This window comes from Rathayibacter sp. CAU 1779, assembly GCF_054551755.1.
This window is the reverse complement of sequence record NZ_JBTOLK010000004.1, coordinates 78112-104459: the sequence shown is the minus strand read 5'-3', so window position 1 is coordinate 104459 and position 26348 is coordinate 78112. Positions and strand designations below refer to the sequence as shown.

Sequence of the window (26348 nt, the reverse complement as noted above, 5' to 3'; positions counted from 1 at the left end):
GTGGTCATGCACGGGGTGGTCATGCACAGGGTGGTTGGGCTCGGGTCGGTGGGGCACGTGCGATTGCGCACGGGCGGTTCTGCAGGGACCGCGGCGATGGGGACGGGCGTCAGGCGCTGCACCCGAATCGTTTCGACCTCTCTCATTAAGGGGCCGCCGTTCGCGCGCTATGGTGGCCGGGGAGAAAGAGCGCTCTCAGCGTTCATCCGTTCATCATCACCAACCAGACGCCGCGTCCGTGCCGCGCTCGCGCGTCGTTCAGGGCAGGAAGACATGACACAAGGCAGTGACGACTACCGCGACAGCGGTCTGCAGTTCCCCGATTCGTTCGTGTTCGGTTCGGCGACCGCGTCGTACCAGGTCGAGGGCGCCGTCAAGGAAGACGGCCGCCTGCCGTCCATCTGGGACACCTTCAGCCACACACCCGGCAAGGTGTGGAACGGCGACACCGGAGACGTGGCAGACGACCACTACCACCGGCTCGACTCCGACCTCGACATCATGAAGCAGCTCGGACTGCACGCGTACCGGTTCTCGATCGCCTGGCCGCGGGTCATCCCGAACGGGCGCGGTGCTGTCAACAAGCCGGGCGCCGACTTCTACTCCCGCCTCGTCGACGGCCTGCTCGAACGCGACATCACACCCGTCGCCACCCTGTACCACTGGGACCTCCCGCAGACGCTCGAAGACGAGGGCGGCTGGCCGAACCGCGACACCGCCTACGCCTTCGCCGACTACGCGGCAGCGATCGGCGAGCGGATCGGCGACCGCGTCGCCGTCTGGACCACGCTGAACGAGCCCTGGTGCTCCGCGTACCTCGGGTACGCATCCGGAGCCCACGCACCCGGCCGCACCGATGGCGAGGCAGCGCTGCGGGCCGTGCACCACCTGAACCTGGGCCATGGGCTCGCGCTGCAGGCGCTGCGGGCATCCGTCTCGAACGACGACGCCCAGTACTCGGTGACGCTGAACCTGCACGTCATCCGCCCGGAGGGCGACACCGGACCCGAGGCCGCGCGGCAGATCGACGCCCTCGGCAACCGGGCGTTCACGTATCCGATGCTGAAGGGCGAGTATCCGGCCGACCTGCTGGAAGACACGAAGGACATCACGGACTGGTCGTTCGTGCAGTCTGGCGACCTGGAGACGATCAACCAGAGGATCGACATCCTCGGGGTCAACTACTACTCCACGAACCGCGTGCGCCTGTGGGACGGTCGTGGCGAGCGTCAGCACGCCGACGGACACAAGGATGTCGGCGCATCGCCGTGGCCCGGCGCGGATCGCGTCGAGTTCCTCGAGCAGCCGGGCCCCTACACCGAGATGGGCTGGAACATCGAGCCTTCCGGTCTCTACGACCTGCTCACGTCGCTGCGTGACGAGTTCCCCGAGCAGGCCCTCATGGTCACCGAGAACGGCGCTGCCTTCGCGGATGTCGTCGCCCACGACGAGAGCGGCCTCGCCGTGCACGACACCGAGCGCATCGACTACCTGCGCCGTCACATCACCGCCGTGCACCGCGCGCTGCAGGACGGCGTCGACCTCCGCGGCTACTTCGTATGGTCGCTGATGGACAACTTCGAGTGGGGATTCGGCTACTCCAAGCGGTTCGGCATCGTGCGCGTCGACTACGACACGCTCGAGCGGCTGCCCAAGGACAGCGCCGCCTGGTACGCCCAGCTCGCGGAGAGCGGCCGCATCCCGGAGTGACGCAGGCGACCGCCGCCGTCGGTTGAGCAGAGCCTCGGTGATCCACACTGTCGGTTGAGACGCGCTGCCGGTTGAGCCTGTCAAGACCAGCCATGCGAGAGTGCACGTTTCGCTTCCCAACGCGCACGGCCGTCACCTCGCCACGCGACGGAATCGACGGTCGGGGCCAAGCTCAATCGGCGGTGAGGCGGTTTCGACGGGCTCAATCGGCGGTGGGGCGGCTTCGAAAGGCTCGACCGGCGGTGGCCGTCACCAGCGGTTGTGCACGTCCTCTGCCCAGCCGAGCAGGCCGTCGATGCGCACGCGAGCGCCGGCGTCGTCCACCATCCACCCGGAGTAATGGCCGAAGCACTGGTGCGTCGACGACGCCGCGACGACGTAGTTCGTTCGGGCGTTGCGGTCGTAGAACGGCGTGAATTCGAGGTCGGCACGATCACCGGTGATCCGCCACGGCGCGAGGTGATTCGACGCGTCGAACTCCCAGTGCAGCACGCCGGCGAGCTTGTTGATGCGGCCGTCCACGCTGAACGAGTGCTCCGTGGGGCCGCGGTTCGGTAGCCATTCGCCGCCCAGCTGCAGACCGATCCGTCGTCCGTCGACGGATCCGGATGCCGCACCCCAGTTCCACGAGACGCGGTACGGCCACCGCCCTCGGCCGTGATCCAGCACGGCCCAGCTCTCGCCGTCGGGGAACGGATACTCGGATCCGTCGACGGTGAGGGATCCGATCACGGGCCGGGCGACATCCTTCACCGTGTACTGGATGAGCCTGTCGTTCCAGGCGGCGGCAACGCCCATCGCCTCGTGTCCCGCCGGACGCAGTGCCGTGGCTTCCAGCAGCACCCGGTCGGTCTGTGCTCGCAGCGCAGTGCCGCCCGCCACCTCGTCGATGGCGATGCTCAGGCCCTTCGCGGTCGCGCGTGCCGGCCCCGTCGTGAATGTGGGCGGGAGCTCGACGCTGCCGCCCAGCGGGGACACCACGACGCGGTCGATCTCGGTGAGCGTCGGACGGTGCAGGACCCACACCTCGTGCAGTGCCGCGTAGTCCAGGGCGGAGACGGTCAACGCGACGATGTGCGTGGGCGACGTCAGCGCCCAGTACTCCCAGCGCTTGTTGCGACCCCAGGCATACGGCATCCGTCCCCGTCCCGGTCGGCTTGCGACGCCGCCGGTGTCGTGCTGCTGGTGGCGGGTCCAGCCGAGGGCGGCGGGGTTGAGCCGCCCGTTCGGCAGGCAGAGGTCGACGGGCGCGGTGAGCTCGTGCTCGGGCGTCAGCACACCCTCCGCGGTCATCGGGCGCTCTTGATCGGCAGGATGGCGGCCGATCCGAGCACGGCGAACACGATGCCCGCGACGAAGATCGACGCGTAGCCCCCCGTCACGCTGATCAACGCCCAGGCAACGAGCGGTGTGAGCGCCTGCGGAAGTGTTGTCGCCACGTTGAGGATGCCCAGGTCACGGCCCGACGAGGTCCCCTCCGCCGGCAGCACCTCGGTCATGAGTGCGAGGTCGACGCTGAGGTAGACGCCGTAGCCGAATCCGAAGAGGGCGGCCAGCACGACCATGCCGGCGGCGGTCGGCCAGACAAGGGGCACGGCCAGAGCTGCGGCCATGATGAGGGATGCCGCGATCACGAACGGCTTGCGGCGCTGCACGCGATCCGACAGCTTGCCGGATGCATACGTGCTGACCAGCGCGCCGGCGAGCTGCACGACCGTGAGCACGCCCGCGAACGAGTTCGACGCGTCGATGCTCAGGTGGATGTGGTCGCGCAGGATGTAGAGCAGGTAGCTCTGCACGCCTTGGTACGCCAGGATCATCAGGAATCGCGCGGCGAACGCCCATGCGAAGTCCGGATGCTTGCGCGGGCTCACCCAGAACCCCGCGAAGAACGCGCGCCACGAGAACGGCGTGCGCTGCGCATCCGTCGACGAGAAGTCGCGGTTGAAGACCACGAACCCGAACGCGGCCAGCAGCACGAGCGCAGCGAAGAGGCCGTATCCGATGCCGATCAGCTCGGCGAAGTAGCCGGCGACGATCACGCCGACACCCATGCCGACGAGCGTGCCCATGGCCAGGACGGCGGATGCCACGCCTCGGCCGCGCACGGGCACCCGGTCCGTGATGATGGCCGGTATCGGCGCGTTCAGCACGTTGAGCAGGATCATCACGAGCACGTAGAACACCGTGATCCACACCACGGTCGCGGATCCGGCGAGCAGCAGCATGAAGATCGCGCCTCCGGATGCTCCCAGCAGCACCCAGGGCGCGCGTCGGCCCAGCCTGCTTCGGGTCCTGTCGGAGAAGGCGCCGATCAGCGGCTGCACGAAGATGGTCACGATCGATGCCGACGTGGTCACGATCGCAAGGTTGCCGACCTTCTGCGCCGGGTCGATGTTCTGCACCTGGTTCGGTACGAAGATCACGATGAACGCGGCGTAGCACGACAGCAGCACGGCGTTCAGCAGGAACAGCCAGACCAGCAGGCGGCGCGGATGGGCGTAGGCCACGACCGGTTCGGCCGCAGCGAGTGTTCGGGTCACTGATACTCCTCGTTGAGTAGGACCACTCTAGGTGCAGTCCGAAACAGGCCCGTCCGACGGCAAGGGTCAGTTCGGGGACGGGCTCGCACGGCCCGCGATCAAGGCTGCGACAGCGGTGGTCCACTCCGAGTCGGCCGGGAGGAAATGGCCGCTGCCCGCCACGACGAGCGGCGCCGGATCATTCGGACGGTTGCGTGTGAACACGGCCCTGGCGAGGTCCACATCGATCGTCGGATCGTCGGCGCCGACGGCCAGGACCACGGGGACCGGGAGCGCCCGCAGCTGGGGGATGGTGTCGCAGTCGCCGTAGTCGGCGAGTGACATGATCGCCCACGTCAGGCCGTACCGAAGCCGACGCATCGCCCGCGATGAACTCGGATCGGCGTTGGCCCGGTGGTAGGCGGTCTGCGCTCGGGGCGTGGTCAACGGAGAGGAGCACAGGACGAGGAGATCGATCAGCTCGGGGGCGAGCGCCGCCGCCTTGGTGGAGACCCACCCACCCTCGCTGAAACCCAGGAGCGTCACTGGTGCGTTCTCGAGCTCGGGTCGTGCGTGAGCCCAGGCCAGGGTGTCGAGCGCGTCACGGGCGAGAGCGTCGTAGTCGCGGCGCAAGTTCGTGTAGCCGTCCATGACCTTCTCGACGACGAGGGATGCGATGCCGAGTGAAGCGAAACGCGCGCCAAGCGATGGGAATCCGCCGGCGGATCCCGGCCCGCTTCCCTGGACGAACACGATCGTTCCTGAAACGTCTCCCTCAGGCAGGTAGAGCGAGGCGGGACGGGCCTCGCCGCGCACGGGGACGGCAACTTCGAGCGCCACGGCGAGACGGTATCACGGGCGCGGGAAACGGTCCTTCGCCGAGGACTCGAACGTGCGTCGTGGGTGCGGCCCCGCACTGCGCCGGCCACCCGGCAATAAGTTCGGCCTCCGAACGTGAATACCGTTAGGCTGCCGGGGTGACCGAAGCACTACCGACGGCGCTGCCCGAAAACGTGCCTGTACGCCCTCCTCTCGGGAGCAATCTCGATGGGGTGCGTCAGCACAATCTGGGCACGGTCCTTCGGCTGGTTCACGGGATTCCCGGGCGGTCTCGCTCGGAACTGACCAGGGCGACCGGCCTCAGCCGGTCCACCATCGGCGCCCTCGTCGCCGAGCTGGCGGCGATGGGCCTGGTCTCCGAGACGGAGCCGCGAGAGTCGACAGGTGTGGGCCGCCCCAGCCCCGTCGTGCGCGCGAACCCGAACGTCGTCGTCATCACCGTGAACCCTGAGGTGGACGGCGTGACGGTCGGTGTCGTCGGACTCGACGGCACCGTGCACCGGCAGGTGCGGCACGCGACCACCACGCCGCCGACCGCGGCGGAGGCCGCGCGCATCGTGGCGGCTCTCCTCGATGGGCTCAAGGCGCTCATCGACACTGGGCTCCGCGTCACGGGGATCGGTGCTGCGGTCCCCGGCAGCGTGCGCGACGCCGACGGAGTCGTGCGTCTGGCGCCGCACCTGGAGTGGGTCGACGAGCCGTTCGCCGCACTGCTCGAGGAGGCGACGGGCCTTCCCTCCGTGGTCGCCAACGACGCCAGCCTCGGCGCCGGCGCCGAGCATCTCTTCGGGGCCGGGCGCGGCATCGACGACCTCATCTATCTCAACGGCGGCGCAGGCGGCATCGGCGGCGGCGTGATCACGCACGCGCTGCCTCTCACCGGCAGCTTCGGCTACGCCGGCGAGCTGGGCCACACGCTCGTCAACTCCGCAGGAGGCCGGTGTCACTGCGGCGCGATCGGATGTCTCGAGACCGAAGTCTCGCAGGCTCGGCTTCTCGAGGCGCTCGGCGTCGACGATCCCGAGCGGCTGGATGACGCGATGAAGCAGCTCGACGGTGCAGGACGCACCGAGGTCGAGCGGCAGGTGCGGTACCTGGCGGTGGCGATCCGGAACGGGGTGAACATCCTCAACCCGCGGCTCGTGGTGCTCGGCGGATTCCTGGGCGCACTGCATGATGCGATGCCGGGCGCGCTCGATCGTCAGGTGCGCGCGCAATCGCTGGCGACATCCGCCGAGCAGGTGGACATCGTGCGCGCGGAACTCGGCGCCGATGTGCTCACGATCGGCGCCGCCGAACTGGCGTTCACCCGGCTCATCGCCGACCCGACGGCCCTCCAGCGCTGACCCCGGCCCGAGAGGGTGCCTGACTCCGTCCCCGAGAGTGCGGGTTTCTCCGCCCGAGGGTGCCGGTTTGTTCGGAGAGACGCGCACGCTGGGGTGGCGGAACGCGCACTCTGAGGTGGCGAAACACGCACTCTGGGGTGGCGAAGCGGGCACCCTCGGGTGGAGAAACCCGCACCCTCGGGTGGCGAAACGGGCACCCTCGGGCGCGCCAGAGGGTGCGCATCCAGTGGACGACGATCAGCGACATTCCCGCAGGAGCGCACTCGCGGTTCGTGCAGATCGTTGCTCGAACGATCTTGAGGGCGGCGCTCCGGGCCGACGAAATCTAGGCTTCGAGACATGATCATCGCGCTGGCGCTCTCGGCAAGCCTCGACGTCACGTACGAGGTCGACGAGTTGAACGTCGGAGACATCACGCGCCCGTTCGCCGTCACCCGGGTGGCAGGCGGCAAGTCGCTCAACGTGGCACGCTCGGCATCGGCTCTCGGCGCCGACGTGCACGCGGTCGTCGCGCTCGGCGGTGCGACGGGGGAGTGGCTGGCGTCGATGCTCGCCGACGACAACGTGGACGCCGTCGTCGTGCCGCTTTCCCGTGTGACACGCACGTGCATCGCCGTGGTGGAGCGGGCAGAATCCGCGACCAGCACCGACCTGTACGAGCCCGCGACCGAGCTCGACAGCGTCGAATGGGATGCCTTCGCCGCGGCCGCGCGCACCGCAGTCGCCGAGGCGGTCGCCCGACGCCCGCTGCCGTGGGTGGCGCTGTCCGGATCCGTTCCGCCCGGCGTTCCGCTTGCCGGACTCGGCGAGCTGCTGGGCGACCTGCGGGCGGCCGGCGCCCGCATCGCCGTCGACGGATCGGGCGCAGGGCTGCTGGCGACCGCCTCGCATGCCGATCTGATCAAGGTGAACCGGCGCGAGGCATCCGAACTGCTGGGTGCCGAGCTCGCCGATGCGCCCGAGGCGTGCCGTGCGGTGCACGAGCGGTATGGCGCGGATGTCGTCGTCACCGACGGCATCGACGGATCGGCGGCGCTGATCGGCGGCGTCGCGAGTTCCGTGCCCCGGGCGACCCGTCTGGGGCGGTTCCCGGCGGGAAGCGGGGACTCCTTCCTCGGCGGCCTGCTCGCCGCATTCGAGCGCGGCGCGGATGCGGCGGAGGCCCTCGCTGCGGCGGCGGATGCGGGCGAACGCAACGCGCTTGTGCCGGGACAGGGGATCCTCGCCGATCCCGAGTGAGAGCGGCGGATCGACCAGCCAGAGTCTGCCCTGTCGTTGTGCAAGACGGAGTCTGCTTGAGCGATGAGTCGCCGGGTGCCTGCCGCGAATGTCCGCCCCGCCACCAGGTCGTCACGCACGCCATCATCGCGATGCCCAAGCCTGATCATTGCGTTTGCGAATATGTGCCCGGCCCGGCATTTCCTCAGGCGGTCGTCGGATAGACTCATCTCGAATCGATTCGAGGATCTCGCGCGACACTCGTCCCCGGTCTGCGGAATCGGTTCGCATCCCGACCGCACCGATCGCACACCTCGCGCCGCGTACATCGTCGGCCGCCTCGAGCGGGTCATGCACCCGTCGACCTTCGAGCGCCGAGCGGATGCCGCACCTCGCGCCCGTCCCAGGGCCGGCGCATCCGCACTCCGTCTCACACCACGTCCCGCACGAAATCGACCGCAGAACATCCATGTCTACAGCCACCCAGCCCATTCCGGTGACGGAAGCCAATCCCTTGTCCGCGCCGGGCCAGTCCGACCTGCGCCAGTCCGACCTGCGCCAGTCCGACCTGCGCCAGTCCGACCTGCGCCAGTCCGGCCAGCGCGCCGCCCACCGCGGCCCTGCAGCGCCACGAGCAGTCGACAACGACGACCTCGACGTGGCGCGCACGGCAGGCATCCCGATCGTCGGCGTGACAGCGGGGATGCCCACCGGCGGCATCCCGACCATCGAGCGGCCGGCCCAGCGCAAGGGGCGCTCGCCGGTGACGCTGCCCTCGTCCGTGGTGCATCCCGGCGACGCGCTGCCGACGCGAAAGCGCATCTCGTACATCCTGATCCTCGGCGCGCTCACCGCGCTCGGACCCTTCACCATGGACACCTACCTGCCGTCCATGCCGAAGCTCGAGACGGACTTCAACGTCTCGACCGCCGTCATCCAGCTCACCCTCACGGCGACGACCGTGGGATTCGGCCTCGGCCAGCTGATCGTCGGGCCGTGGAGCGACAAGGTGGGCAGGCGGATGCCGCTCATCCTCGCGACGGCCGTGCACATCCTGGCGTCCCTCGGTGTCGCGATGGCCCCGAACGTGGAGCTGCTCAGCCTGTTCCGCCTGCTGCAGGGACTCGGCGCCGCGGCATCCGGTGTGGTGGCGATGGCCATGGTTCGCGACCTGTTCAGCGGACACCGCCTGGTGACGATGCTCTCCCGTCTCGCGCTGGTGAACGGGCTCGCTCCCGTGATCGCGCCTGTCCTCGGATCGCAGCTGCTGCTGATCATGCCGTGGCGCGGCATCTTCTGGGTGATCGCCGCGTACAGCGCCGTGATGCTCGTCTGTCTGGTGCTGTGGATCGTGGAGACCCGGCCGAAGGAGGCGCGTCTCGCGTCAGGACACTCCAGCGTCGGACAGCGGTTCAAGTCGGTGCTCAGCGACAGGGTCTTCGTCGGCATCGTGATCGTCAGCGCGATGAACTTCTCCGGGCTGTTCTCGTACCTGTCGTCGAGCTCGTTCGTGTTCCAGAAGGTGTACCACTTCGACGCCCAGCAGTACGGCGCGCTGTTCGCCGTCAACTCCGTCGGCATCATCATCGGTGTGCAGAGCGCCGCGCGGCTCGCGAAGCGCGTCGGCCCGCAGTGGGTGCTCTCCGTCTCGACCGCGACGATGACGCTCGCCGCCGCACTCATCGTGATCTTCGGCAGCACGGGCACCTTCGGCATGTGGGGTGTCATCGTGCCGCTCTGGTTCTTCATCGCCTCGTGCGGGTTCGGCTTCCCGTGCGTGCAGGTCCTCGCGCTGAACGGCCACGGTGCAGAAGCAGGTACGGCGGCGTCGCTGCAGGGTGCATCGAACTTCGCGATCGCAGGGCTCATCTCGCCGCTGGTCGGGCTGCTCGGCGTGGCCAGCGCCGCACCGATGGGTATCGTGATGCTCGCCTGTTCGATCGTGTCCGTGTGCGCGCTCTGGTTCGTCGTGCGTCCGCGCACGGTGCCTGCGCTCGCGCGGTAGAGCGGCGACGTAGAGAGGAAAGCCGTGGCAGACATCCGTCCGTACCGCCCCAGCGACAGAGACGACATCTCGGAGATCTGTGTGAAGACCGGCAAGTCGGGGCAGGATGCCACCGGCTGGCTCGAAACGGACGACCTGCTCCCGGACATCTACGCCCTTCCGTACGTGGACCTCGAGCCCGGGACCGCGTTCGTGGTCGACGTGGACGGACGCGCGCGGGGCTACATCCTCGGTGTTCCCGACACCCGGGCGTTCGTCTCGCGACTGCGCACGGACTGGCTGCCCGGGTTCGAGGCGAAGTATCCGCTGACCGACGAGGACTCTGCGACACAGCACTTCATCCGCGACGGCAGGAATCCCGAGCGGATGCTCGTCCCCGAGCTCGAGGACTACCCGGCGCACCTGCACATCGACCTGCTCCCCGAATTGCAGGGCCAGGGACAGGGGCGGATGCTCGTGCGCACCCTCCTGCGCGCCCTCGCGTCCCGCGGCGCCCCCGCCGTGTACCTCGAGTACGCGCCGGACAACGTGAACGCCGGAGCGTTCTACGAGCGCCTCGGATTCCGTCCGCTCCCGTCGAGCACGACCGGCACGCGGGTCGGGCTGCGCACCGACGCCGTCGTGTGATGGATCGCGGTCACTCAGGGACCTGTCGCCTGCGCGGAGAGGCGCGACGTCAGAGCCAGGAGAGCAGCGGCATCCGCTCGAACCAGTAGAGCCAATCCGGACGCGACGAACGCAGCTCGGAGAGAGTCACAGAGTCCGGCGGATTCACGATCGGTCGGTCCAGCACGTCGGAGACGTCTTCCATGTCGCCACGCGACCAGTACTGGCCGCGCATGCGGATGCGGGAGGCACCCGACTTGTCGAGGACGAAGAGGTTGGGTTGCGTGTCGAACGTGCTGTCCCGGTAGATCTCGACCAGGCAGAGGGAGCCGATCTCGTCGTTGCTGATCTCCGCCGTTCCGCCGAGGAATCCGCGTTCCCGGATGCCGTCAGGCGACACCGTGACCGTCGTGCGCTGATAGCGCAGCACGACGAATGCGCCGATCAGCACGGCCACCAGGTGGACGGCCACGATGACGGGCCAGGTTCCCGCCGCGATGGTCATCCAGTAGGCGACGGCGAAGACCGGGGTGGTGAGGGCGAGGGCGGCGATCACGCCGTTGATGAGCAGATAGCGGTGCGGATGCAAGATGTGTGTCTCGGTTGTGACCACCTGCTCGTCAAGCACAGACGCTCCTCCACCCCACTGAGGACTTGCATTCGGGTAACAGACGGTCGCAGTCAGCGATCGTACGGTGCGGTGCATTCACCGCGAGCGATCGGGTCGAGGTTCCATCCACCAACCTCGGTTCCCCGTGTGGGTCAGACTAGCGAGGTTCGTGCTCGGATAGAACCCCCTTTCCGCCCCTTTCCTCGAATTTGCTCGCAGGCGCGACATATCTTCGGCGGAGCCGGCGTGAAAGAGGCGATCTCGATCGCGCTGAAGCCCCGCCAGCGGTCCCGGATGCCGTAATTTGGTGTGAGGAGGCATCGGAGCCACGGTGCCCTGAGACAGGAGTGATCCGAATGAATGTCGTGGCACTGATCGTGTCGTTCGTGCTGTTCCTCGGTGGATTGGCGCTCTTCGGATTCGCTTCAGAGGCGACGGGCTGGGAGAGCGTCACGTTCTTCGCCGGCATCATCGCGATCGCGCTCGCATTCGCCATCCCCGTGCACGTGATCTCGAAGCTCGACTGAGCGGCTGACGCGCTCCCGGACGGATGCCACGGCCGGCGGGCCGAGCTGCGCGTCGGAATCCGCACCATTCGTCGGAACCTCATTTGTCGGATTCGCGCTCGAGTCGTTCGACGTCAGTGTGTGCCACCCGTACAGGATCGGGATCGGCAGCCGAAGTGCGGACGACCTGTCCGCCCGAGACGGGAGAACGACATGGCCGAGTTTCTGCTGGTGATGGTGGGCGTCGAGGATCGCTGGGCGACCCTGACCGAGGCCGAGCGCCAGGACATCGACGACGCCCACCGGGCATTCTGGGCGAAGGCGGGCGACGCCATCCGCTCGTCAGGCGAATTGGAGGGCACAGCCGAACGGATCACGGTCCGCACGGTCGGCGGCCGGAAGAAGGTGATGGACGGACCGTTCGCCGAGACCAAGGAGATGATCGGCGGCTTCTACGTGATCGACGTGCCGGAGAAGGCGGATGCCGTCGAGCTGGCGTCGCTGCTCGCCGAGACCCGCGCCGATCACAGCGGTGTCGAGGTCATTCCGCTCGTGAAGCACTGACGATCGGTAGACGCGACAGGAGAACGGGACCGGATCCGGATCAGGATCCGAGTGGCACTCTGGTCCAGGGCGCACAATGGACCCGTCCTGACGGCGACGGGGGTGACGGGACATGCCTTCGGTGAGCGTGCGATACATCGTGGACGACGTGGATGCCGCGATCGGCTTCTACGTCCATCGGCTGGGATTCGAGGTGGTCATGCACCCGGCGCCCGCCTTCGCGATGCTGGCGAGGGGCGACCTCCGGCTGGTGCTCTCCGCCCCGAACGCTCAGGGCGGCGGTGGCCAGGCGATGCCGGACGGCAGGGTCCCGGCCCCTGGCGGCTGGAACCGTTTCGCGCTCGAGGTGACGGACCTCGATGCGCTCGTCGCGCGGTTGCGCGCAGAAGGCGTCCACACCCGCAACGAGATCGTCGACGGCGTCGGCGGGCGGCAGATCCTGATCGAGGATCCGTCGGGCAACCCGGTGGAGCTGTTCGAGCCGACCATCCAGGAGGCGCGGCTTTCGACTCGCGGAGGCTGACGGCGAAGGTGGCCGTGCACGGGGCACGGCCACCAGGGTGTGACGGAGGCCGGCACGCGTCGCCGAGATCGTGCTCGGCGGCGCGCTCGAGGGGGAATCAGGGCTGGAGATCCGTCACGCCTCGCCCGCTCGAGAACTCGAGCGGAACGGATGCCTGGTCGTGCACGATGAGCCAGGATCCGTCGATCTTGCGCAGGCAGAACGTGGCGCGCACCCACATGCCGTCCGTCGCGGCGCCGTTCGTCAGAGTGCCGCTGATGCGTCCGAAGCCGTGGCAGAAAGCCACGTCGTCGCCGACCGTGACCTCCAGGTCGCGCAGCTCGTAGTGCAGCTCGTCGAAGACACCGAACGCACGCTCCCAGTTCTTCAGCTTCGCATCGATCCCCACGTGCTGCAGCGGCGGCTCGACGTCGAACGAGACGACGTCGGGGGAGTAGACAGACCTCAGGAAGTCGAGGTCCTTTGCCGCGAGTCCGTCCACGATCTTGCCGATGTGCCGGCGGATCTCGCCCTCGTCCTCCTCGCGTGCTGCGACCGAGCGCGGTGCGGCGCGCTGCGGCGTGTTCGGTGCGGAGGTCGGTGCGGTGCTTTGTGCGGTGCTCGGTGCAGTCATGATGGGACGCCCTTTCGTTCGTGTCGGATCCGGCACGGTTTCCGTCGCCGGTGGGTTCGTCGTGCGATGCCGTCACAGTGATGACACCGCAGGCGGAGGAAACGTCACACGCCGCGCGTCGTCGGCTCGGCAACCCGGGTGGTCTCCGGCCAGGTCGAGCGTGGTCCGCCCTTGGGCCAGAACAGGGATCCCGGCTTGCGTGCCTCCCGCCGGATCTTCCACACCCCGAGCCTGCTTGTCAGCTCCTTGTAGCGGCCGCTCACCCAGCCCCCGATGTAGAGGTTCATCGCGGTGTCGTCCTTGCGCGCCACCTGGCGCATCGCGACGCGGCGCCCGAGGCTGATGCAGGATCCGGTGAAGGCGAAGTCGATCGGGGCGGGATCCGTGCCGGCGATCCGGCTGAGCACGGTGTCGGCAGCCAGCGCGCCGAGCGGGGACGCGGCCTGGCAGCTCATCCGCAGGGGGCGCCCGGACGGTGCCGCGGCGTCGCCGGCCGCGGCGATCCGGTCGTCGTCGACGCTCGTGAGCGTCTCATCCGTGAGCAGTCGTCCGAGATCGTCGGTGCGCAGACCGCTGGCGGATGCCAGCTGCGGCACGCCGAACCCCGCAGCCCAGACGGTGAGCGCACTCGCGCGAGAGCTGCCGTCCGCGAGCGTCACGGCATCCCGCCGCACGGCACTCACCCTGGCGTGCTCGATCACCGTCACCCCGTGCCGAACGAGCCAGCGGACGACGTAACGTCGTCCAGCGGCGCTCGCCGCACCGGCGAGGGACTCGTCAGAGACGATGGTGACGTGCCGTCCCTGCTCGGCCAGCTCGGCGGCCGTCTCGATTCCCGTCAGACCGCCGCCGACGACGGTGACGGGAGCGTCGAGCGGAAGGTCGTCGAGCCTCGCGCGCAGACGGCGCGCCGCGTCGAGATCGGCGACGGCGACCGCGTGCTCCGCCGCGCCCGGAAGCGACGCGGGTACGACGCCCGTGCTGCCCACGGAGTAGACGAGGTAGTCGTAGTCGATGCTGCGGCCGGAGGCCAACTCGACGCGGCGTGCGTCGGCGTCGATGCGTGTTGCGCGATCGACGACCAGCCGCACCTCGTCACCGAGGAGGCTCGCATAGTCCACCGTGGCGGATCCGGTGCCCGCGACGAACTGGTGCAGCCGGATGCGATCCACGAAATCCGCCCGTGCGTTGACGAGCGTGATGTCGATGTCGTCTCGCTTGCGCAGACGATTCGCGGCGACGGCTCCCGAGTAGCCGCCTCCGATCACGACGACGGCGGGGCGCGTGTGGACTCCGCCGTGCAGTCCGGGTGCTGGCATGATGTTCCCTTCGGTCGTGGACCTCGCGGTCGGCGTTGTGCGGACCGCTGGATCCGCGGAACGCGTTCACCTACTCGACCTTGGGCGGCATCCGAATGTCAGGCCATGGCTGAAGACCTGACGAATCGTGCTCCTGGCCTGTCGGTGGGGAAGGGGCAGAATGCGGAAGGCAGGCGTCCCGGGGGCGTGACACGGGAGGACGAACAGGACGATGAGCACCGATTCCAGCAGCACCGATTCGAGCAGCACCGATGCAGGCGCCCCCGACCCAAGGACCACGGATGCGAGCGGCACGGCTCACGCGAGCGTCGACGCGGTCTGGGGCGAGCGACGGCAGCTGATCAACCTCGCGTATCGCCTGCTCGGCTCGCTGGCCGACGCGGAGGACGTCGTTCAGGAGGCCTACGCCCGCTGGTTCTCGCGCACCGCAGAGGAGCAGGATGCCATCGCCTCCCCAGGCGCGTGGCTCACCACGGTCACCAGCCGGCTCTGCCTCAATCTGCTGACCTCCGCGCGCGTTCGCCGCGAGACCTACGTCGGCGAGTGGATCCCCGAGCCGGTGCCCGACTCGACGGAATGGATGACGGGGCGCCAGGACGACATCGCGGCGGATCCCGCGGATCGCGTGAGCCTCGACGAGTCGCTGAACATGGCGTTCCTCGTCGTGCTCGAGTCGATGACTCCAGCGGAGCGCGTGGCGTTCATCCTGCACGACGTGTTCCGCTACTCGTTCGCCGAGGTGGGGGAGATCGTGGGTCGTTCGCCAGGGGCGTGCCGGCAGCTGGCATCCTCGGCCCGTCGTCGGCTGGGCGAGGCGCACACGCCGACGACGCCGACGCGAACCCAGGCGGCCGTCGTGCGCAGGTTCAAGGCCGCGTGGGATGCCGGCGACGTCGACGCGCTCATCGGCGTGCTGGCACCCGACGTGACGGTCGTGAGCGACGGGGGCGGACGGGTGAGCACGATCATCCGTCCGATCAGCGGCGCCGAGCAGATCGGCCACGCGTTCCTCGGCCTGCAGGACACGATCAGCGACCTCACGGTGCTGGAGCGCACGGTCAACGGACAGCCGGGCCTGATCGCCCAGCGGGACGGCGTGACGGTGTCGGTCTACGCCTTCGAGGTGGCGGGCGAGCGGATCAGCCGCATCTGGGCCATCCGCAATCCGGACAAGCTCGCGCCGTGGATCGAGACCGCGTAGGCCCGGTATCCGACGGTCGCGGCAACCGCCGCCAGCCGTTCTCCCCGCCGGCGCCCCTCCCATGTTCCGCGTTCAGGCCCACGGCGTTCTCGACCGCATATCGCGGTCGAGGGCCCTCTGTGCCTGAAGACCGAACGGGGTGGCGCGGCGTCCGGGTGGGTGAGAGGGGCGGATGGGAGGGGGGGTGCGGCGGGGGCGGCGAGACTGGGAGGCGTGCGGCGGGGGCGGCGAGACCGGGAGGGGCGTCGGACGTTCAGGCAGACAGGGCGTCACTCACCACGGCGGCGAGCAACGGCGCCGCGTCGCTCTGCACCGCGTGGCCCGAGTCGGGTGCGACGTGCACGGGGGTCGCCGGACGCTCAGCGCTCAGGCGCGTCAGCGCCTCCTCGCCGACGAACGGGCTCCGGCCGCCCTTCACGAGCGTGACGGTCGGCACCGCGCGCACTGCCGGCCACAGCAACTCGCTGCTCGGCCCGCCTCGTGCGTGCTCGCGGTCGTACCGCCAGCGCCACACGCCGTCGTCGCCTCGCTCGGCGTTGTGCCAGACGCCTCGGCGCAGCGACTCTGCGGAACGCGAGCCGCCCGCTGCGGCGATGGTCGCATCCTCCATGGCCTCCAGCGACTCGAACTCGGCCGGGCCGGCGAGCAGCGCGACCTGGCCGAGGTCGACCCGCGTCATACGGGCCATGGCCTCTTCGACCCCTGGCAGGATGTCGACCAGCACCAGATTCGGCACCAGCTCCGGCCTGAGCTCGGCCAGGGCGAGGGCGGTGAGTCCGCCGAGTGACATGCCGACGACGAGTCGTGGGCGGAGCCCGAGCTCGTCGGACAGCACAGCCACCGCGGCGGCGTTGGTCTTCGGGTGGTAATCGTGCTCCGGATGCCACGCCGAGTGTCCGTGCCCGGGGAGGTCCACCGCGATGGCCGGGTGTCCGACGAGAGCCGCGGCGAGATCCCAGGTGTGCGCGTTCTGCCCCGACCCGTGGAGGTACAGCACCTCGAACGGATCCTCGCCCCACGCGATCGCGCTGAGCTCGCCCTCGGAGCGCGGCAGCCTTCTGGGATGCAACCGGTCGACGTCGACCCCGACGTCGTCGAGCCATCCGAAGTCGTCGACCGGCCGTTCGCGAGGAGATCCGTCCATGGATGCTGTCCCTTCAGCGTGCATACAACTCGGGTTCGCAGACGCCGGTCGTGCTGAACGCAACGGTGCGGCAGCACGGCATCCGCGGAGGCCGCCCCTGCGCCGCACGCGTACAGCCGATTGATGTATACATAGGATGCCAGACGGTCACGACGAACGCGACGTGCAGCATCCGCTTGAGACGCGGCCCAGCCGCGATTGCGGTCACCGGCTGGGTGCGACCATCCGCCGCCGGACGTCCGAGGAGGGACATGACCGAGCATGCATCGACTCTGCCGATCCAGAAGCACGAGGTGACGTCGGAGGCGTTGCTGGAGGCCTGGTACCGTCGCACGTTCCCGCCGGTGGAGCGCGTGCGCGATGGCATCTGGTCCATCCCGATCCCGTTCCAGAACAACCCGATGCGCTACACGATCTGCTACCTGCTGATCGGCGACGGCGAGACGGTGGTGGTCGACCCCGGTTGGGACTCGCCGGAGGGACTCGAAGCCTTCACGGCAGGACTTCGGGAGGCCGGTGTCACGCCATCCGAGCTGACCGGTGTGCTGATCACGCACGTGCATCCCGACCACCACGGCCTCACGCACTTCGTCGCCGACCTCGCCCCTCATGCCTGGATCGGCATGAGCGCCGACGAGGCCGCCTCGCTCGACGGCCACCGCGGTTCCGTTCGCGACACCGCGATGGCGGCGTTCCGCGCGCAACTGGCCGCAGCCGGCGTGCCGGCATCCGCGCCGCTGGAGGTGATCCGCTCCGACAACGGGGTCTTCGAGCGGATGCCTCCGGCGACCCTCCACCTCGGTGACGGCGATGTCGTTCCTCTGCGCGGCCGGACGGTGCGGGCAGTGCTCACCCCGGGCCACACGCCGGGACACCTCTGCTTCGTCGACGAGGACGAGGATGTCATCCTCACCGGCGACCACGTGCTGCCGCGCATCAGCCCGAACGTCGGGCTGCATCCGCACGCGGCGACGTCTCCGGTTCGCGCCTATCTCGGATCGCTCGCCAGGCTCGAGCACGTCGATCTGGAGGTGCTGCCGGCGCACCAGTGGCGTTTCCGCGGGCTGCCCGACCGGGTCATTGAGTTGCAGGAGCACCATCGCGAGCGGCTCGATGAGATCCTCGGTCACCTTCAGCGCGGGCCGCTGACGGCCTGGGAACTCGCTCGTGGACTGACCTGGGCGCACGGCTGGGACACGCTGGGGCCCATCCAGCAGTGGTCGGCGGTCGCCGAGACGATCGCGCACCTCGTGTACCTGGTGGAGGACGGCGTCGTCGTCACGACGGGCGACGCTCCCGTCGTGTACGAGCTGAGACGGCCGGGGCTCTGAGGCGCTTGCGTCGGTCATCGCCCGCACGCCGGCCCTGGCGTCAGCACAAGCCAGGGCGGAGACTGAATGTATACAATGGTGGACGGCGCCGCTTCGGCGCTCCATGGCATCCGGCCGTGGCCGTTGGCGAGCCGCCGGCCATCGTCACCGTCAGTCGACGGCGTTTGAGAACGCCGCACAGCGATAGGGGCTGTTCCTCATGCTGCATTCCACCGTCACCCCGGCCGACAAGCGCCGCCTGTTCCGGGAGGCACTGTCCGGCGGAAGCCTGATGCGGATGCCAGGTGCCTTCACCCCGCTCAGCGCGCGTCTGATCCAGGAGAAGGGCTTCGAAGGCGTCTACGTCTCCGGCGCTGTGCTGTCCGCAGAATTGGGGCTGCCCGACATCGGGCTCACCACGTTGACCGAGGTGGCCACGCGTGCCGCGCAGATCGGTCGCATGACGGATCTGCCCACGCTCGTGGACGCCGACACCGGATTCGGCGAGCCGATGAACGTGGCGCGCACCGTCCAGCTGCTCGAAGATGCCGGCGTCTCCGGACTCCACATCGAGGACCAGGTGAACCCGAAGCGCTGCGGCCACCTCGACGGCAAACAGGTGGTGGACGACGAGACGGCCCTCAAGCGGATCCGGGCCGCGGTCGACGCGCGCCGCGACCCGAACCTCCTGATCATGGCGCGCACGGACATCCGCGCGATCGAAGGGCTCGACGCCGCCGTCCGCCGGGCGAGGCAGCTGGTCGATGCGGGTGCGGACGCGATCTTCCCGGAGGCCATGGCGAGTCTCGAGGAGTTCGCCGCCATTCGTTCCGCGGTCGACGTGCCTGTGCTGGCCAACATGACGGAGTTCGGCAAGAGCGAGCTCTTCACCACCCGTCAGCTCGGAGATGTCGGCATCAACCTGGTCATCTACCCGGTCTCGCTCCTGCGCATCGCGATGGGCGCCATCGAGCGGGGACTGGACGCCCTGGTCGCAGACGGCACGCTCGCCGGTGTGGTTCCGCAGATGCAGACGCGCGCACGACTGTACGAACTGCTGGACTACGAGGGCTACAACGCGTTCGACTCCTCGGTGTTCGACTTCACCGTTCCCGGCGCGGCCCACTGAGCGCGGTCCGTTCAGCGCGGAGCGCCGCGTTCGGGGCGACCTCAGCCGACGGCGATCGCCAGACCAGTTGCCGACTCCGCCCGTTGCCGCTGGAGCGCAGGCACCGTGGCGAGGATGTTCTCCAGGCTCCTGTGCAGGTGGACGGCCGTGGCCTGCGACGCCAACGTTCCGTCACCGCTGAGGATGGCCTCGACGATGATGAGGTGCTCCTTCGTGGCGTCGTCAAGCCGGGCCGGGTTCGTCCTGGCATGCCGACGGTAGCGAGCCAGGTGACCGCGCAGATCCCGTAGCGCGCGAACGAGGTAGGGGTTGTCTGTGGCGGCGTCGATCGCATCGTCGAGTTCGTCCGCAAGGGAGTACGGACGCTCGGTGCTCGGCCCGAGATCCTGCTTCGCTCCAGACGTCGTCGTCACCGATGCCCCCAGGAATCGCTCCCGCAGTTGCTCGAAGACCGCGGGATCCCGCCGTGACGCTGCGAGCCGTGCAGCCTGGGTCTCCAGCGCGACGCGGTATTCGAAGAGTCGCTTCACATCGGAGAGCGACACGAGCGAGACCATCGCTGTTCGGCCGGTGCCCGAGGAGACGAGCCCCTCGGCCATGAGCCGGGACAGAGCCTCGCGGACCGGCGTGCGCGAGACGCCGAGTCGCTGAGCGGTCTCGATCTCGCCGAGAAGGGTGCCGGGTTCGAGGTTCCACTCGATGATGTCGTCTCGCAGCCGCTGATAGGCGACATCACTTGCGCGCATGGCGTCATCTTAGCGACGGCGCTGCCGAGTGTATACATTGCGCGCGATGGGACCAGCTCGCGCTCACCGCACTCGAACGCGGCCGAACGACCCGCCGATGTCAGCGGCGGCGGAAGTCCGGATCGCGCTTCTGCAGGAAGGCATCGACAGCCTCGGCGCTCTCACCCATCAGCCTGGTGACCGAGATGCCTTCCGCTTCACGGCGGAGCGACTGTTCGAAGTCCGCCGTCTCGGCGAACTCCAGGTTGCGCTTCATGATCGCGAATGCCTCGACGGGGCCAGCAGCAAGGCGATCGGCGAACTCGATCCCCCTCTCGTAGAGATCGTCGTCGGGCACGACCTGACGGACGATCCCGAGCTCGAGCGCCTCGGATGCCGTGATGCGAGGGTTGAGCATGAGGATCTCGAGTGCCTTCGGTCGCCCGACGGTCCGCGTCAGCCCCCACGTGATGCCGTTGTCGCCGGTGAGGCCGATGCGCGCGAAGGCGGAGACGAAGATCGCCGACTCGGCGGCGATCCGGAAGTCGCAGGAGAGTGCCAGACCGAATCCCGCCCCTGCCGCAGCACCGTTGACCAGTGCGATGGTCGGCTTCGGCACCCGGAAAGCGGCTCCCGACCAGTTGGTGTGCAGGTCGTTGATCGCTTCCGTCCCGCCGAGGTGACTCGGCTCTCGGGGCATGGCGGCGGCTGCCGATGTCTGTCCCAGATCTGCACCGGAGCAGAAGGCCCTCCCGGCGCCCGTGATCACGACGGCGCGCACGTCAGCGTCCGTGCGCGCGAGCCGCATGGCGTCCGCGAACTCCTGCGCCATGGATCCGCCGATCGCGTTCAACCGCTCCGGCCGGTTCAATCGCACGAGCAGCACACCGCCGGACAACCGTTCCAGTACTACGTCGCTCATGATCCTCGATCCCGTACGTTCGTCGTCGTCGTCGACCCGGGCCGATGCTATCGAAGGGAGGCCGAATTGTATACAGTGCAGAAGGGATCTCCCACTCCGCTGCTACCGGACGGCGGATGGTCCGGCGATGGAGGAGACGGAATGAAGGTCGATGGGCATCTCAGCGACGAATACGCGCGCAGTGGATCGGACGCCGAAGAACTCATGCAGATCGGATACGACGGGGGATTCACCGCCGAACTCGGGCACGACCCGTTCGTCGCGCTGACACTGGCGGCCGAGCATGCGCCAGGGCTGGAGATCGGAACGAAGATCGCCGTCGCCTTCGCGCGCAGCCCAATGACGCTTGCATACACGGCACACGATCTCAACGAGATGTCAGGAGGCCGCATGAAGCTCGGCCTCGGCAGCCAGGTGAAGGCGCATGTGACCCGACGATTCTCGATGGAATGGTCGGCGCCTGCCGCGCGGATGCGCGAGTACGTGCTCGCGCTGCGTGCGATCTGGGACTCCTGGCGCACCGGCGAGAGGCTCGCCTTCGAGGGGGAGTACTACCGACACACGCTCATGACGCCGATGTTCAGCCCGAAGACCACGACGGCGGCACCACCCACCGTGTGGGTTGCGGCCGTGGGGCCGCTCATGGCGGAGATGGCGGCAGAGGTGAGTGACGGCATCCTTCTGCACCCGTTCTGGACGCCCGAGTACCACGATGCGGTGCTGGCACCGGCGATCGAGCGTGGGCTCGCCAAGGCGGGACGATCCAGGACCGACATCGAGATCAGCGGCGGCGGCTTTCTGGTGAGCGGCGGAACCGAGGAGGCGATGGCCGCCTCGCGGGAGCGGGCGCGGGCATCCGTGGCGTTCTACGGCAGCACGCCGACGTACAAGGGGGTGCTCGAGACTCACGGCTGGGGTGACCTAGGCGAGAAGCTGCACGAGCTCTCGGTGAGCAGACTCCCCGACAAGTGGGAGCGGATGACGCGCGAGATCGACGACGACGTCCTGCGGGCCTTCGCCGTCGAGGCCGAACCCGCCCACGTGGCGCCCGCCCTCGTCGAGAAGAACGGCCGATACGCCGACCGGATCGACCTCCAGAAGATCGAAGGCGTCTCCGTGGCGGACCGGGCCGCGATCGTTTCCGAGCTGCGAGCGGCACCGGCCGCTGCCCGCGCGTAGCCTGAGGCCTCCGTAGCTCCCTGAGGAGCGCACCGCTGCCGGGTCAGGATGTCATCGCGAATCCGGTGATCCCGGTCATCGCGAGAAGCACCGAGTCGCCGTCCTCCGCGATGGTGAGCAGCACCTGGTCGCAGCGTCGGCACCGGGCGACGTAATGCCCGGTCGTGGCGTAGACGACGGCCTGCGCGACGGCTGCGGTGTCGCCACAGCTCGTGCAGCGCCCGGTCGCGGAGGTCGCGTCTCCATCGAAGACGGATGCCAGGGGTCCGGCGAGCACGTTTCCGTCGAGCTTCTGCATCACGAGACCTCCAGCATGAGCTGACTCCGCTTCATCATGCACCGCCGAATCGTTCGGCCCGCACGTCGTCGACGTCGTATCCGAGCTGCTTCAGCCACGTCAGCACCTGCTCCACGAACGGTGTGGCGCCGCACACGAAGATGCGCGGGTTCTGCGCAGCGGGGAAGACGAGCTCCGCCAGACGCTCCTTGGTGAGACGCCCGGGCGGACGGTCGTCGCCGGCGGGCGCGCGCCGTGAGTAGACGAAGTCGACGTGCAGGGCATCCGCTTCCTTGTCGCCGGTCTCGCGCGCCAGCTCCGCGTCGAAGAACACGTCTTCGGGGCTGCGCACGGCGTACAGCAGCCGGAACGGCGTGGGATCGGCGGCGTCGCGATGCGCGCGCACCATGGCTGCCATGGGCACCACGCCGGAGCCGCCCGCGACGAGCTGCACCGGACGCTCGGATGCGCCGCCCGGCCTCCACACGAACCATCCGCCGAGCGGACCGTGCACCTCCAGCTGATCGCCCACCTGCAGCTCGTCCACGAGGAAGGGCGAGACCTCGCCGGAAGGGACCTTGTCGACGGCGAGCTCGACGGAGGTCGACGAACCTGCTGACGCGAGCGAATAGGAGCGGCTGGCCTGGTATCCGTCCTCGGCGGTCAGCCGGACGTCGACGTGCTGCCCGGCCGCGTTGCCCGGCCAGGTGGGGATGTCGAGGGTGATCCTCCGCGCGTTCGACGTCTCCGCGACGACGGTCGAGACCGTGGCCGTATGCCAGGCGGCATGCGCGATCACGAATACCGCTCTTCGGTCCAGGGATCCCCGTGCAGGTTGTAGCCCCGTTCCTCCCAGAAACCGGGCTCGTCCTGCGGCATCATGCGCAGCCCGCGCACCCACTTCGCGCTCTTCCAGAAATAGAGGTGCGGCACCACCAGTCGGGCAGGGCCGCCGTGCTCCGCTTCCAGGGGCGCGCCATCCGCTTCGAAGGCGATCCACGCCTGGCCGTCGAGCAGCTCGTTCAGCGGCACGTTCGTCGTGTATCCGCCGTAGCTGTGCGCCATGACGTAGTCGTACGACGTGTCGACGTGCTCGAACACACGATCCAGCGGGACTCCCCGCCAGTGCGTTCCGAGGCGCGACCAGTGAGTGACGCAGTGGATGTCGACCGTGAAGTCCTCGAGCCCGAGCGCGCGGAACGAGTCCCAGTCCCAGCGCACCGGATCGCCCGACTCCGGCACCACCACGAACTCCCACTCCGCCTGATCGACGTCGGGCGTGGCGCCGGCGCTCAGCACCGGCCAGTCCTCGACCCGCGTCTGGCCGGGCGGGATCCGGTCGTCGCGCGCGGCGCGGTGAGCGCCGAATCCGCGAGTGATGACAGCCATCGCGTGCCCCTCTCCACGATCCTTCTCGTGATGCGAACGACCGTGTCCGGGCCGGGCGCTCGTTCTCAGTATCGCGATGCCGCTGCCGCCGTGGAAGGCCGCGCATGCGGCGCCGGGAGGGGCGGAGCACACGACGCCGACGAGGATCCGGACGTCTCCAGGCGGAAACACGCGAGAAACGCGGGCTGCTTACTCTGCCGCCATGCGACCGATAGAGAGCAGAGAGGCCCGTGAATGGGGACGATTCGGTGCGCACTCTTTCGAGCGTCTCGCGCTGGAGGCGGCCGGGAGGCGCCTCGGATGCGCACTCCGTCCGAAGCGATTGGTGACGGAAACGGGTAACCAGATCGAGGTGGAGGGAACGGACGACGAGCTGAGGATCGTCGCGCAGGTGATCGGGAATCGTGGCACCTACAAGGCGGCCTACCGGAACAAGGTTCTCGCCGATCTGTTCAAGCTCGCGTGGGTTCGCCAGAGCCTCTCGAGTGTCGAGATCGCCGTTCTCGTCGTCACCGACGCCGTGGTGCCGGCACTCGCGGGATGGGTGCCGCAGGCCGCTGCCGACATGGGCATCGATGTGCTGCTCATCGGTGACGCCGAAATCGTCGCGCTCGATGGAACCGTTTACCCGCCCGCAATACGTGGCGGCGGTTAGCCGAAACATCCGCGCCGTAGCGTCGAAGACATCAAGCGGACCTCCGCATCGCAGAATCAGCTCTCGCGAAGCACGCTCTCCGCGGTACACGACCTCGTCCTCTCGCCACACGCGCACAGAGACCACGTCTACCGAACGGAGAGCCCATGGAAGCCGCAGCTGTCGAACTCGATGCCGTGCGCAAGGTCTATGCCGATGCAGGCAGAGGGCTTGTGGCCCTTGACGACGTCGAGCTGAGTATTCCGGCTGGCCGGTTCGTCAGCCTCATCGGACCGAGCGGCTGCGGAAAGTCGACGTTGCTGCGCATCGTCGCCGGACTCGAGAGCGCGGATTCCGGCACCGTGGCGGTGCACGGCGTCAGCACCGCGGAGGCGTGCGCCGCCAAGCTCATCGGACTGGTGCCGCAGACACCGGCGTTGCTGCCGTGGCTCACCGTGATGCAGAACGTGAGCCTGCCGCGGCGCATCAACAGGGGATCAGCCGGTCGCAGGGCCGCGATCGAATCGCTCACCGAGCGCACCGCGACCGGCGAGCCGGACATGCTCGATCTACTGCGTAAGGCCGGCCTCGCGGATGCCGCGGCCAAACTGCCGGACCAGCTCTCCGGGGGCATGCAGCAGCGGGCATCCATCGTGCGGGCGTTCGGCCTGAGGCCCGACGTGCTGCTCATGGACGAGCCGTTCTCGGCACTCGACGAGTTCACCAGGGAGAGCCTGCAGGACCAGTTGCTCGACCTGTGGGACGAGTTGAAGACGACGGTCCTCTTCGTGACGCACTCGGTGTCGGAGGCCGTGCGCCTCTCCGACACCGTCGTCGTCATGGCGCCGAGCCCCGGCCGCATCGTCGAAGTCGTCGACATCGACCTGCCGCGACCGCGCAACGCAAGGGTCTTCGCTGATCCCGCATTCCACGAATACGAGGACCTGGTGCGTGAGCGCTTGCACAGCGCGTGGCGATCCGCCAAGGCCGCGTGATCCGCAGCATCCCAAGAATCCGTCACGAGGGAGACAGCATGACCATCGCCACCGAACCTCTGCCCGCTGATTCCGTGACGGCCGATTCCGTCACCGTGCCGGGACGCGGCGGTCGCACGGCGGACCTCACGCCGGCATCCGCGACATCCCGGAGCGCACGGATGCGAGTGCCCGCCATGCTGCGTCCCGCCGTCTGGCTGCCGCTGGCGGTCATGCTCGTCGTGCTCGCCGCACTGTGGCAGTGGGGTGCGGCCACCATGCCCTACCTGCTGCCGCCGCTCACCGATGTCGGTCGTTCGCTGGTGACGGACCTGCCGTCGTACCTGATGAACGCCCTGATCACGCTCGGCGAGGCGGTCGCAGGGCTCGCGATCGGGTTTGTGGCCGCGTTCGTCGTCGCCGTGCTGATCAGCGAGCTGCCCATCGCCCGTCGAGCCGTGATGCCGATCGCCGTCGTGCTCAACGTGACTCCGCTGGTCGCCATCGCCCCTGCACTGGTGGTGGCGTTCGGATTCGGCCCTCTGCCGAAGCTCATCATCACGGCGTTGATCTGCTTCTTCCCCATCCTGATCAACACGGCCGCCGGTCTGCGCTCCGTCCCGCTGGCCGTGCTGCAGGTCTACAAGACCATGGATGCCAGCCGCCTCGAACTCCTGCTGCACCTGCGCATACCGAACGCGCTGCCTTTCGTGTTCGCCGCACTGCGCATCGTCTTTCCGCTGTCGATCATCGGCGCGGTCGTCGCCGAGTTGTCCGCCTCGGGATCCACCGGCGGTCTCGGCACGCTGATCAGCACGGCATCCACGATGAACCAGCTCGCGGTGGTGTATGCGGCCATCTTCATCCTCGCCGTCATGGGAGTGCTGCTCCTCGGCGCGATCACGCTCGTGGAGAAGCGGGTGCTGCGATGGCACGCCCGCTCCAGCGACTGACCCACGTCGACCGAAACCGTTTCGCGACCACCCGATCCCCGCGTCCGCACCGTCCTCCGAGGCCCAGCAGCCCCCGTGCGCTGCCGCCGCGCTTCAGCGCACCCTCCTCCCCGATCTCCTGCACATTCA

The 26348-nt window shown here is 68.6% G+C and carries 27 protein-coding genes; 15 read left to right on the top strand and 12 right to left on the bottom strand.

The annotated features are described in order from the left end of the window. The first annotated feature begins 273 nt into the window (after positions 1-273). Entirely contained in the window at positions 274-1710 is a 1437-nt protein-coding gene (locus ACX9R5_RS16770; protein ID WP_459410197.1) for a GH1 family beta-glucosidase, read from the top strand. Positions 1711-1959: 249 nt separating this feature from the next. Here the strand turns inward: ACX9R5_RS16770 and ACX9R5_RS16765 are convergent, their stop codons facing one another. The 3 genes from ACX9R5_RS16765 to ACX9R5_RS16755 all read right to left on the bottom strand — a co-directional run bounded on the left by ACX9R5_RS16765 (position 1960) and on the right by ACX9R5_RS16755 (position 5072). Further along, complete coding sequence (locus ACX9R5_RS16765; RefSeq protein WP_459410196.1) at positions 1960-3003, bottom strand: DUF2804 domain-containing protein; 1044 nt, start codon at positions 3001-3003, stop codon at positions 1960-1962. After that, a complete protein-coding gene (locus ACX9R5_RS16760; protein WP_459410195.1) occupies positions 3000-4253 on the bottom strand; it encodes an MFS transporter in 1254 nt (417 codons plus the stop codon). The genes ACX9R5_RS16765 and ACX9R5_RS16760 overlap by 4 nt, the downstream gene beginning before the upstream one ends. Positions 4254-4319: 66 nt before the next feature. Beyond that, positions 4320-5072, bottom strand: a complete 753-nt coding sequence (locus ACX9R5_RS16755; protein WP_459410194.1) for an alpha/beta hydrolase — start codon at positions 5070-5072, stop codon at positions 4320-4322. A gap of 137 nt (positions 5073-5209) precedes the next feature. Between ACX9R5_RS16755 and ACX9R5_RS16750 the strand changes: the two genes are divergently transcribed. From ACX9R5_RS16750 to ACX9R5_RS16735, 4 genes are all read left to right on the top strand, one after another. Further along, positions 5210-6418, top strand: coding sequence for an ROK family transcriptional regulator (locus ACX9R5_RS16750; protein WP_459410193.1), 1209 nt, complete (start codon positions 5210-5212; stop codon positions 6416-6418). A gap of 339 nt (positions 6419-6757) precedes the next feature. After that, a complete protein-coding gene (locus ACX9R5_RS16745; RefSeq protein WP_459410192.1) occupies positions 6758-7657 on the top strand; it encodes a 1-phosphofructokinase family hexose kinase in 900 nt (299 codons plus the stop codon). Between the two features lie 448 nt (positions 7658-8105). After that, a complete protein-coding gene (locus ACX9R5_RS16740; RefSeq protein ID WP_459410191.1) occupies positions 8106-9641 on the top strand; it encodes a multidrug effflux MFS transporter in 1536 nt (511 codons plus the stop codon). Positions 9642-9665: 24 nt separating this feature from the next. After that, a complete protein-coding gene (locus ACX9R5_RS16735; RefSeq protein ID WP_459410190.1) occupies positions 9666-10268 on the top strand; it encodes a GNAT family N-acetyltransferase in 603 nt (200 codons plus the stop codon). A gap of 49 nt (positions 10269-10317) precedes the next feature. Here the strand turns inward: ACX9R5_RS16735 and ACX9R5_RS16730 are convergent, their stop codons facing one another. Further along, entirely contained in the window at positions 10318-10875 is a 558-nt protein-coding gene (locus ACX9R5_RS16730) for a hypothetical protein (RefSeq protein WP_459410189.1), read from the bottom strand. 338 nt (positions 10876-11213) lie between these two features. Here ACX9R5_RS16730 and ACX9R5_RS16725 point away from each other — a divergent pair, with 338 nt between their 5' ends. The 3 genes from ACX9R5_RS16725 (at position 11214) to ACX9R5_RS16715 (ending at position 12450) form a co-directional block, all read left to right on the top strand. After that, a complete protein-coding gene (locus ACX9R5_RS16725) occupies positions 11214-11384 on the top strand; it encodes a hypothetical protein (protein ID WP_459410188.1) in 171 nt (56 codons plus the stop codon). 192 nt (positions 11385-11576) lie between these two features. Further along, the gene (locus ACX9R5_RS16720) at positions 11577-11927 is read left to right on the top strand and encodes a YciI family protein (RefSeq protein WP_459410187.1); all 351 of its coding nucleotides are present in this window, start codon (positions 11577-11579) and stop codon (positions 11925-11927) included. A 112-nt stretch (positions 11928-12039) separates the two neighbouring features. Beyond that, on the top strand, positions 12040-12450 hold the full coding sequence (locus tag ACX9R5_RS16715) for a VOC family protein (protein ID WP_459410186.1): 411 nt from the start codon (positions 12040-12042) through the stop codon (positions 12448-12450). A 97-nt stretch (positions 12451-12547) separates the two neighbouring features. Here the strand turns inward: ACX9R5_RS16715 and ACX9R5_RS16710 are convergent, their stop codons facing one another. Further along, on the bottom strand, positions 12548-13063 hold the full coding sequence (locus ACX9R5_RS16710; protein ID WP_459410185.1) for a YybH family protein: 516 nt from the start codon (positions 13061-13063) through the stop codon (positions 12548-12550). 104 nt (positions 13064-13167) lie between these two features. Continuing rightward, complete coding sequence (locus ACX9R5_RS16705; protein WP_459410184.1) at positions 13168-14382, bottom strand: NAD(P)/FAD-dependent oxidoreductase; 1215 nt, start codon at positions 14380-14382, stop codon at positions 13168-13170. A 211-nt stretch (positions 14383-14593) separates the two neighbouring features. Here ACX9R5_RS16705 and sigJ point away from each other — a divergent pair, with 211 nt between their 5' ends. Continuing rightward, positions 14594-15583, top strand: a complete 990-nt coding sequence (gene sigJ, locus ACX9R5_RS16700) for an RNA polymerase sigma factor SigJ (RefSeq protein ID WP_459410183.1) — start codon at positions 14594-14596, stop codon at positions 15581-15583. 253 nt (positions 15584-15836) lie between these two features. Here sigJ and ACX9R5_RS16695 read toward each other — a convergent pair whose 3' ends face one another. Next, positions 15837-16727, bottom strand: coding sequence for an alpha/beta fold hydrolase (locus tag ACX9R5_RS16695; RefSeq protein ID WP_459410182.1), 891 nt, complete (start codon positions 16725-16727; stop codon positions 15837-15839). A gap of 251 nt (positions 16728-16978) precedes the next feature. On the opposite strand from ACX9R5_RS16695, the gene ACX9R5_RS16690 reads away from it, so the two are divergent. Continuing rightward, the gene (locus tag ACX9R5_RS16690; protein ID WP_459410181.1) at positions 16979-18058 is read left to right on the top strand and encodes an MBL fold metallo-hydrolase; all 1080 of its coding nucleotides are present in this window, start codon (positions 16979-16981) and stop codon (positions 18056-18058) included. A 199-nt stretch (positions 18059-18257) separates the two neighbouring features. Next, on the top strand, positions 18258-19166 hold the full coding sequence (gene prpB / locus ACX9R5_RS16685) for a methylisocitrate lyase (RefSeq protein WP_459410180.1): 909 nt from the start codon (positions 18258-18260) through the stop codon (positions 19164-19166). A 41-nt stretch (positions 19167-19207) separates the two neighbouring features. Here the strand turns inward: prpB and ACX9R5_RS16680 are convergent, their stop codons facing one another. Further along, positions 19208-19912 carry a GntR family transcriptional regulator gene (locus tag ACX9R5_RS16680; protein ID WP_459410179.1) on the bottom strand — a complete coding sequence of 235 codons (705 nt, stop codon included), beginning with the start codon at positions 19910-19912 and terminating at the stop codon, positions 19208-19210. A 100-nt stretch (positions 19913-20012) separates the two neighbouring features. After that, on the bottom strand, positions 20013-20813 hold the full coding sequence (locus tag ACX9R5_RS16675; RefSeq protein ID WP_459410178.1) for an enoyl-CoA hydratase-related protein: 801 nt from the start codon (positions 20811-20813) through the stop codon (positions 20013-20015). A 141-nt stretch (positions 20814-20954) separates the two neighbouring features. On the opposite strand from ACX9R5_RS16675, the gene ACX9R5_RS16670 reads away from it, so the two are divergent. Beyond that, positions 20955-21992, top strand: coding sequence for a TIGR03617 family F420-dependent LLM class oxidoreductase (locus tag ACX9R5_RS16670; protein WP_459410177.1), 1038 nt, complete (start codon positions 20955-20957; stop codon positions 21990-21992). 43 nt (positions 21993-22035) lie between these two features. On the opposite strand, the gene ACX9R5_RS16665 is transcribed toward ACX9R5_RS16670, so the two are convergent. Genes ACX9R5_RS16665 through ACX9R5_RS16655 form a run of 3 tightly spaced genes read right to left on the bottom strand, consistent with a single transcriptional unit; the run spans position 22036 to position 23658 of the window. After that, positions 22036-22290, bottom strand: coding sequence for a DUF6510 family protein (locus tag ACX9R5_RS16665; RefSeq protein WP_459410176.1), 255 nt, complete (start codon positions 22288-22290; stop codon positions 22036-22038). A 34-nt stretch (positions 22291-22324) separates the two neighbouring features. Then, positions 22325-23068: a ferredoxin reductase gene (locus ACX9R5_RS16660; RefSeq protein WP_459410175.1), complete on the bottom strand. Its 744-nt coding sequence runs from the start codon at positions 23066-23068 to the stop codon at positions 22325-22327. Continuing rightward, positions 23065-23658 carry a molybdopterin-dependent oxidoreductase gene (locus ACX9R5_RS16655; RefSeq protein WP_459410174.1) on the bottom strand — a complete coding sequence of 198 codons (594 nt, stop codon included), beginning with the start codon at positions 23656-23658 and terminating at the stop codon, positions 23065-23067. The genes ACX9R5_RS16660 and ACX9R5_RS16655 overlap by 4 nt, the downstream gene beginning before the upstream one ends. A gap of 325 nt (positions 23659-23983) precedes the next feature. Here ACX9R5_RS16655 and ACX9R5_RS16650 point away from each other — a divergent pair, with 325 nt between their 5' ends. From ACX9R5_RS16650 to ACX9R5_RS16640, 3 genes are all read left to right on the top strand, one after another. Continuing rightward, positions 23984-24313, top strand: a complete 330-nt coding sequence (locus ACX9R5_RS16650; protein WP_459410173.1) for a hypothetical protein — start codon at positions 23984-23986, stop codon at positions 24311-24313. Between the two features lie 146 nt (positions 24314-24459). Next, the gene (locus ACX9R5_RS16645) at positions 24460-25287 is read left to right on the top strand and encodes an ABC transporter ATP-binding protein (RefSeq protein WP_459410172.1); all 828 of its coding nucleotides are present in this window, start codon (positions 24460-24462) and stop codon (positions 25285-25287) included. Between the two features lie 38 nt (positions 25288-25325). Next, positions 25326-26219 (top strand): ABC transporter permease, encoded by an 894-nt coding sequence (locus ACX9R5_RS16640; RefSeq protein ID WP_459410171.1) that lies wholly within the window; start codon positions 25326-25328, stop codon positions 26217-26219. Positions 26220-26348 lie beyond the last annotated feature (129 nt).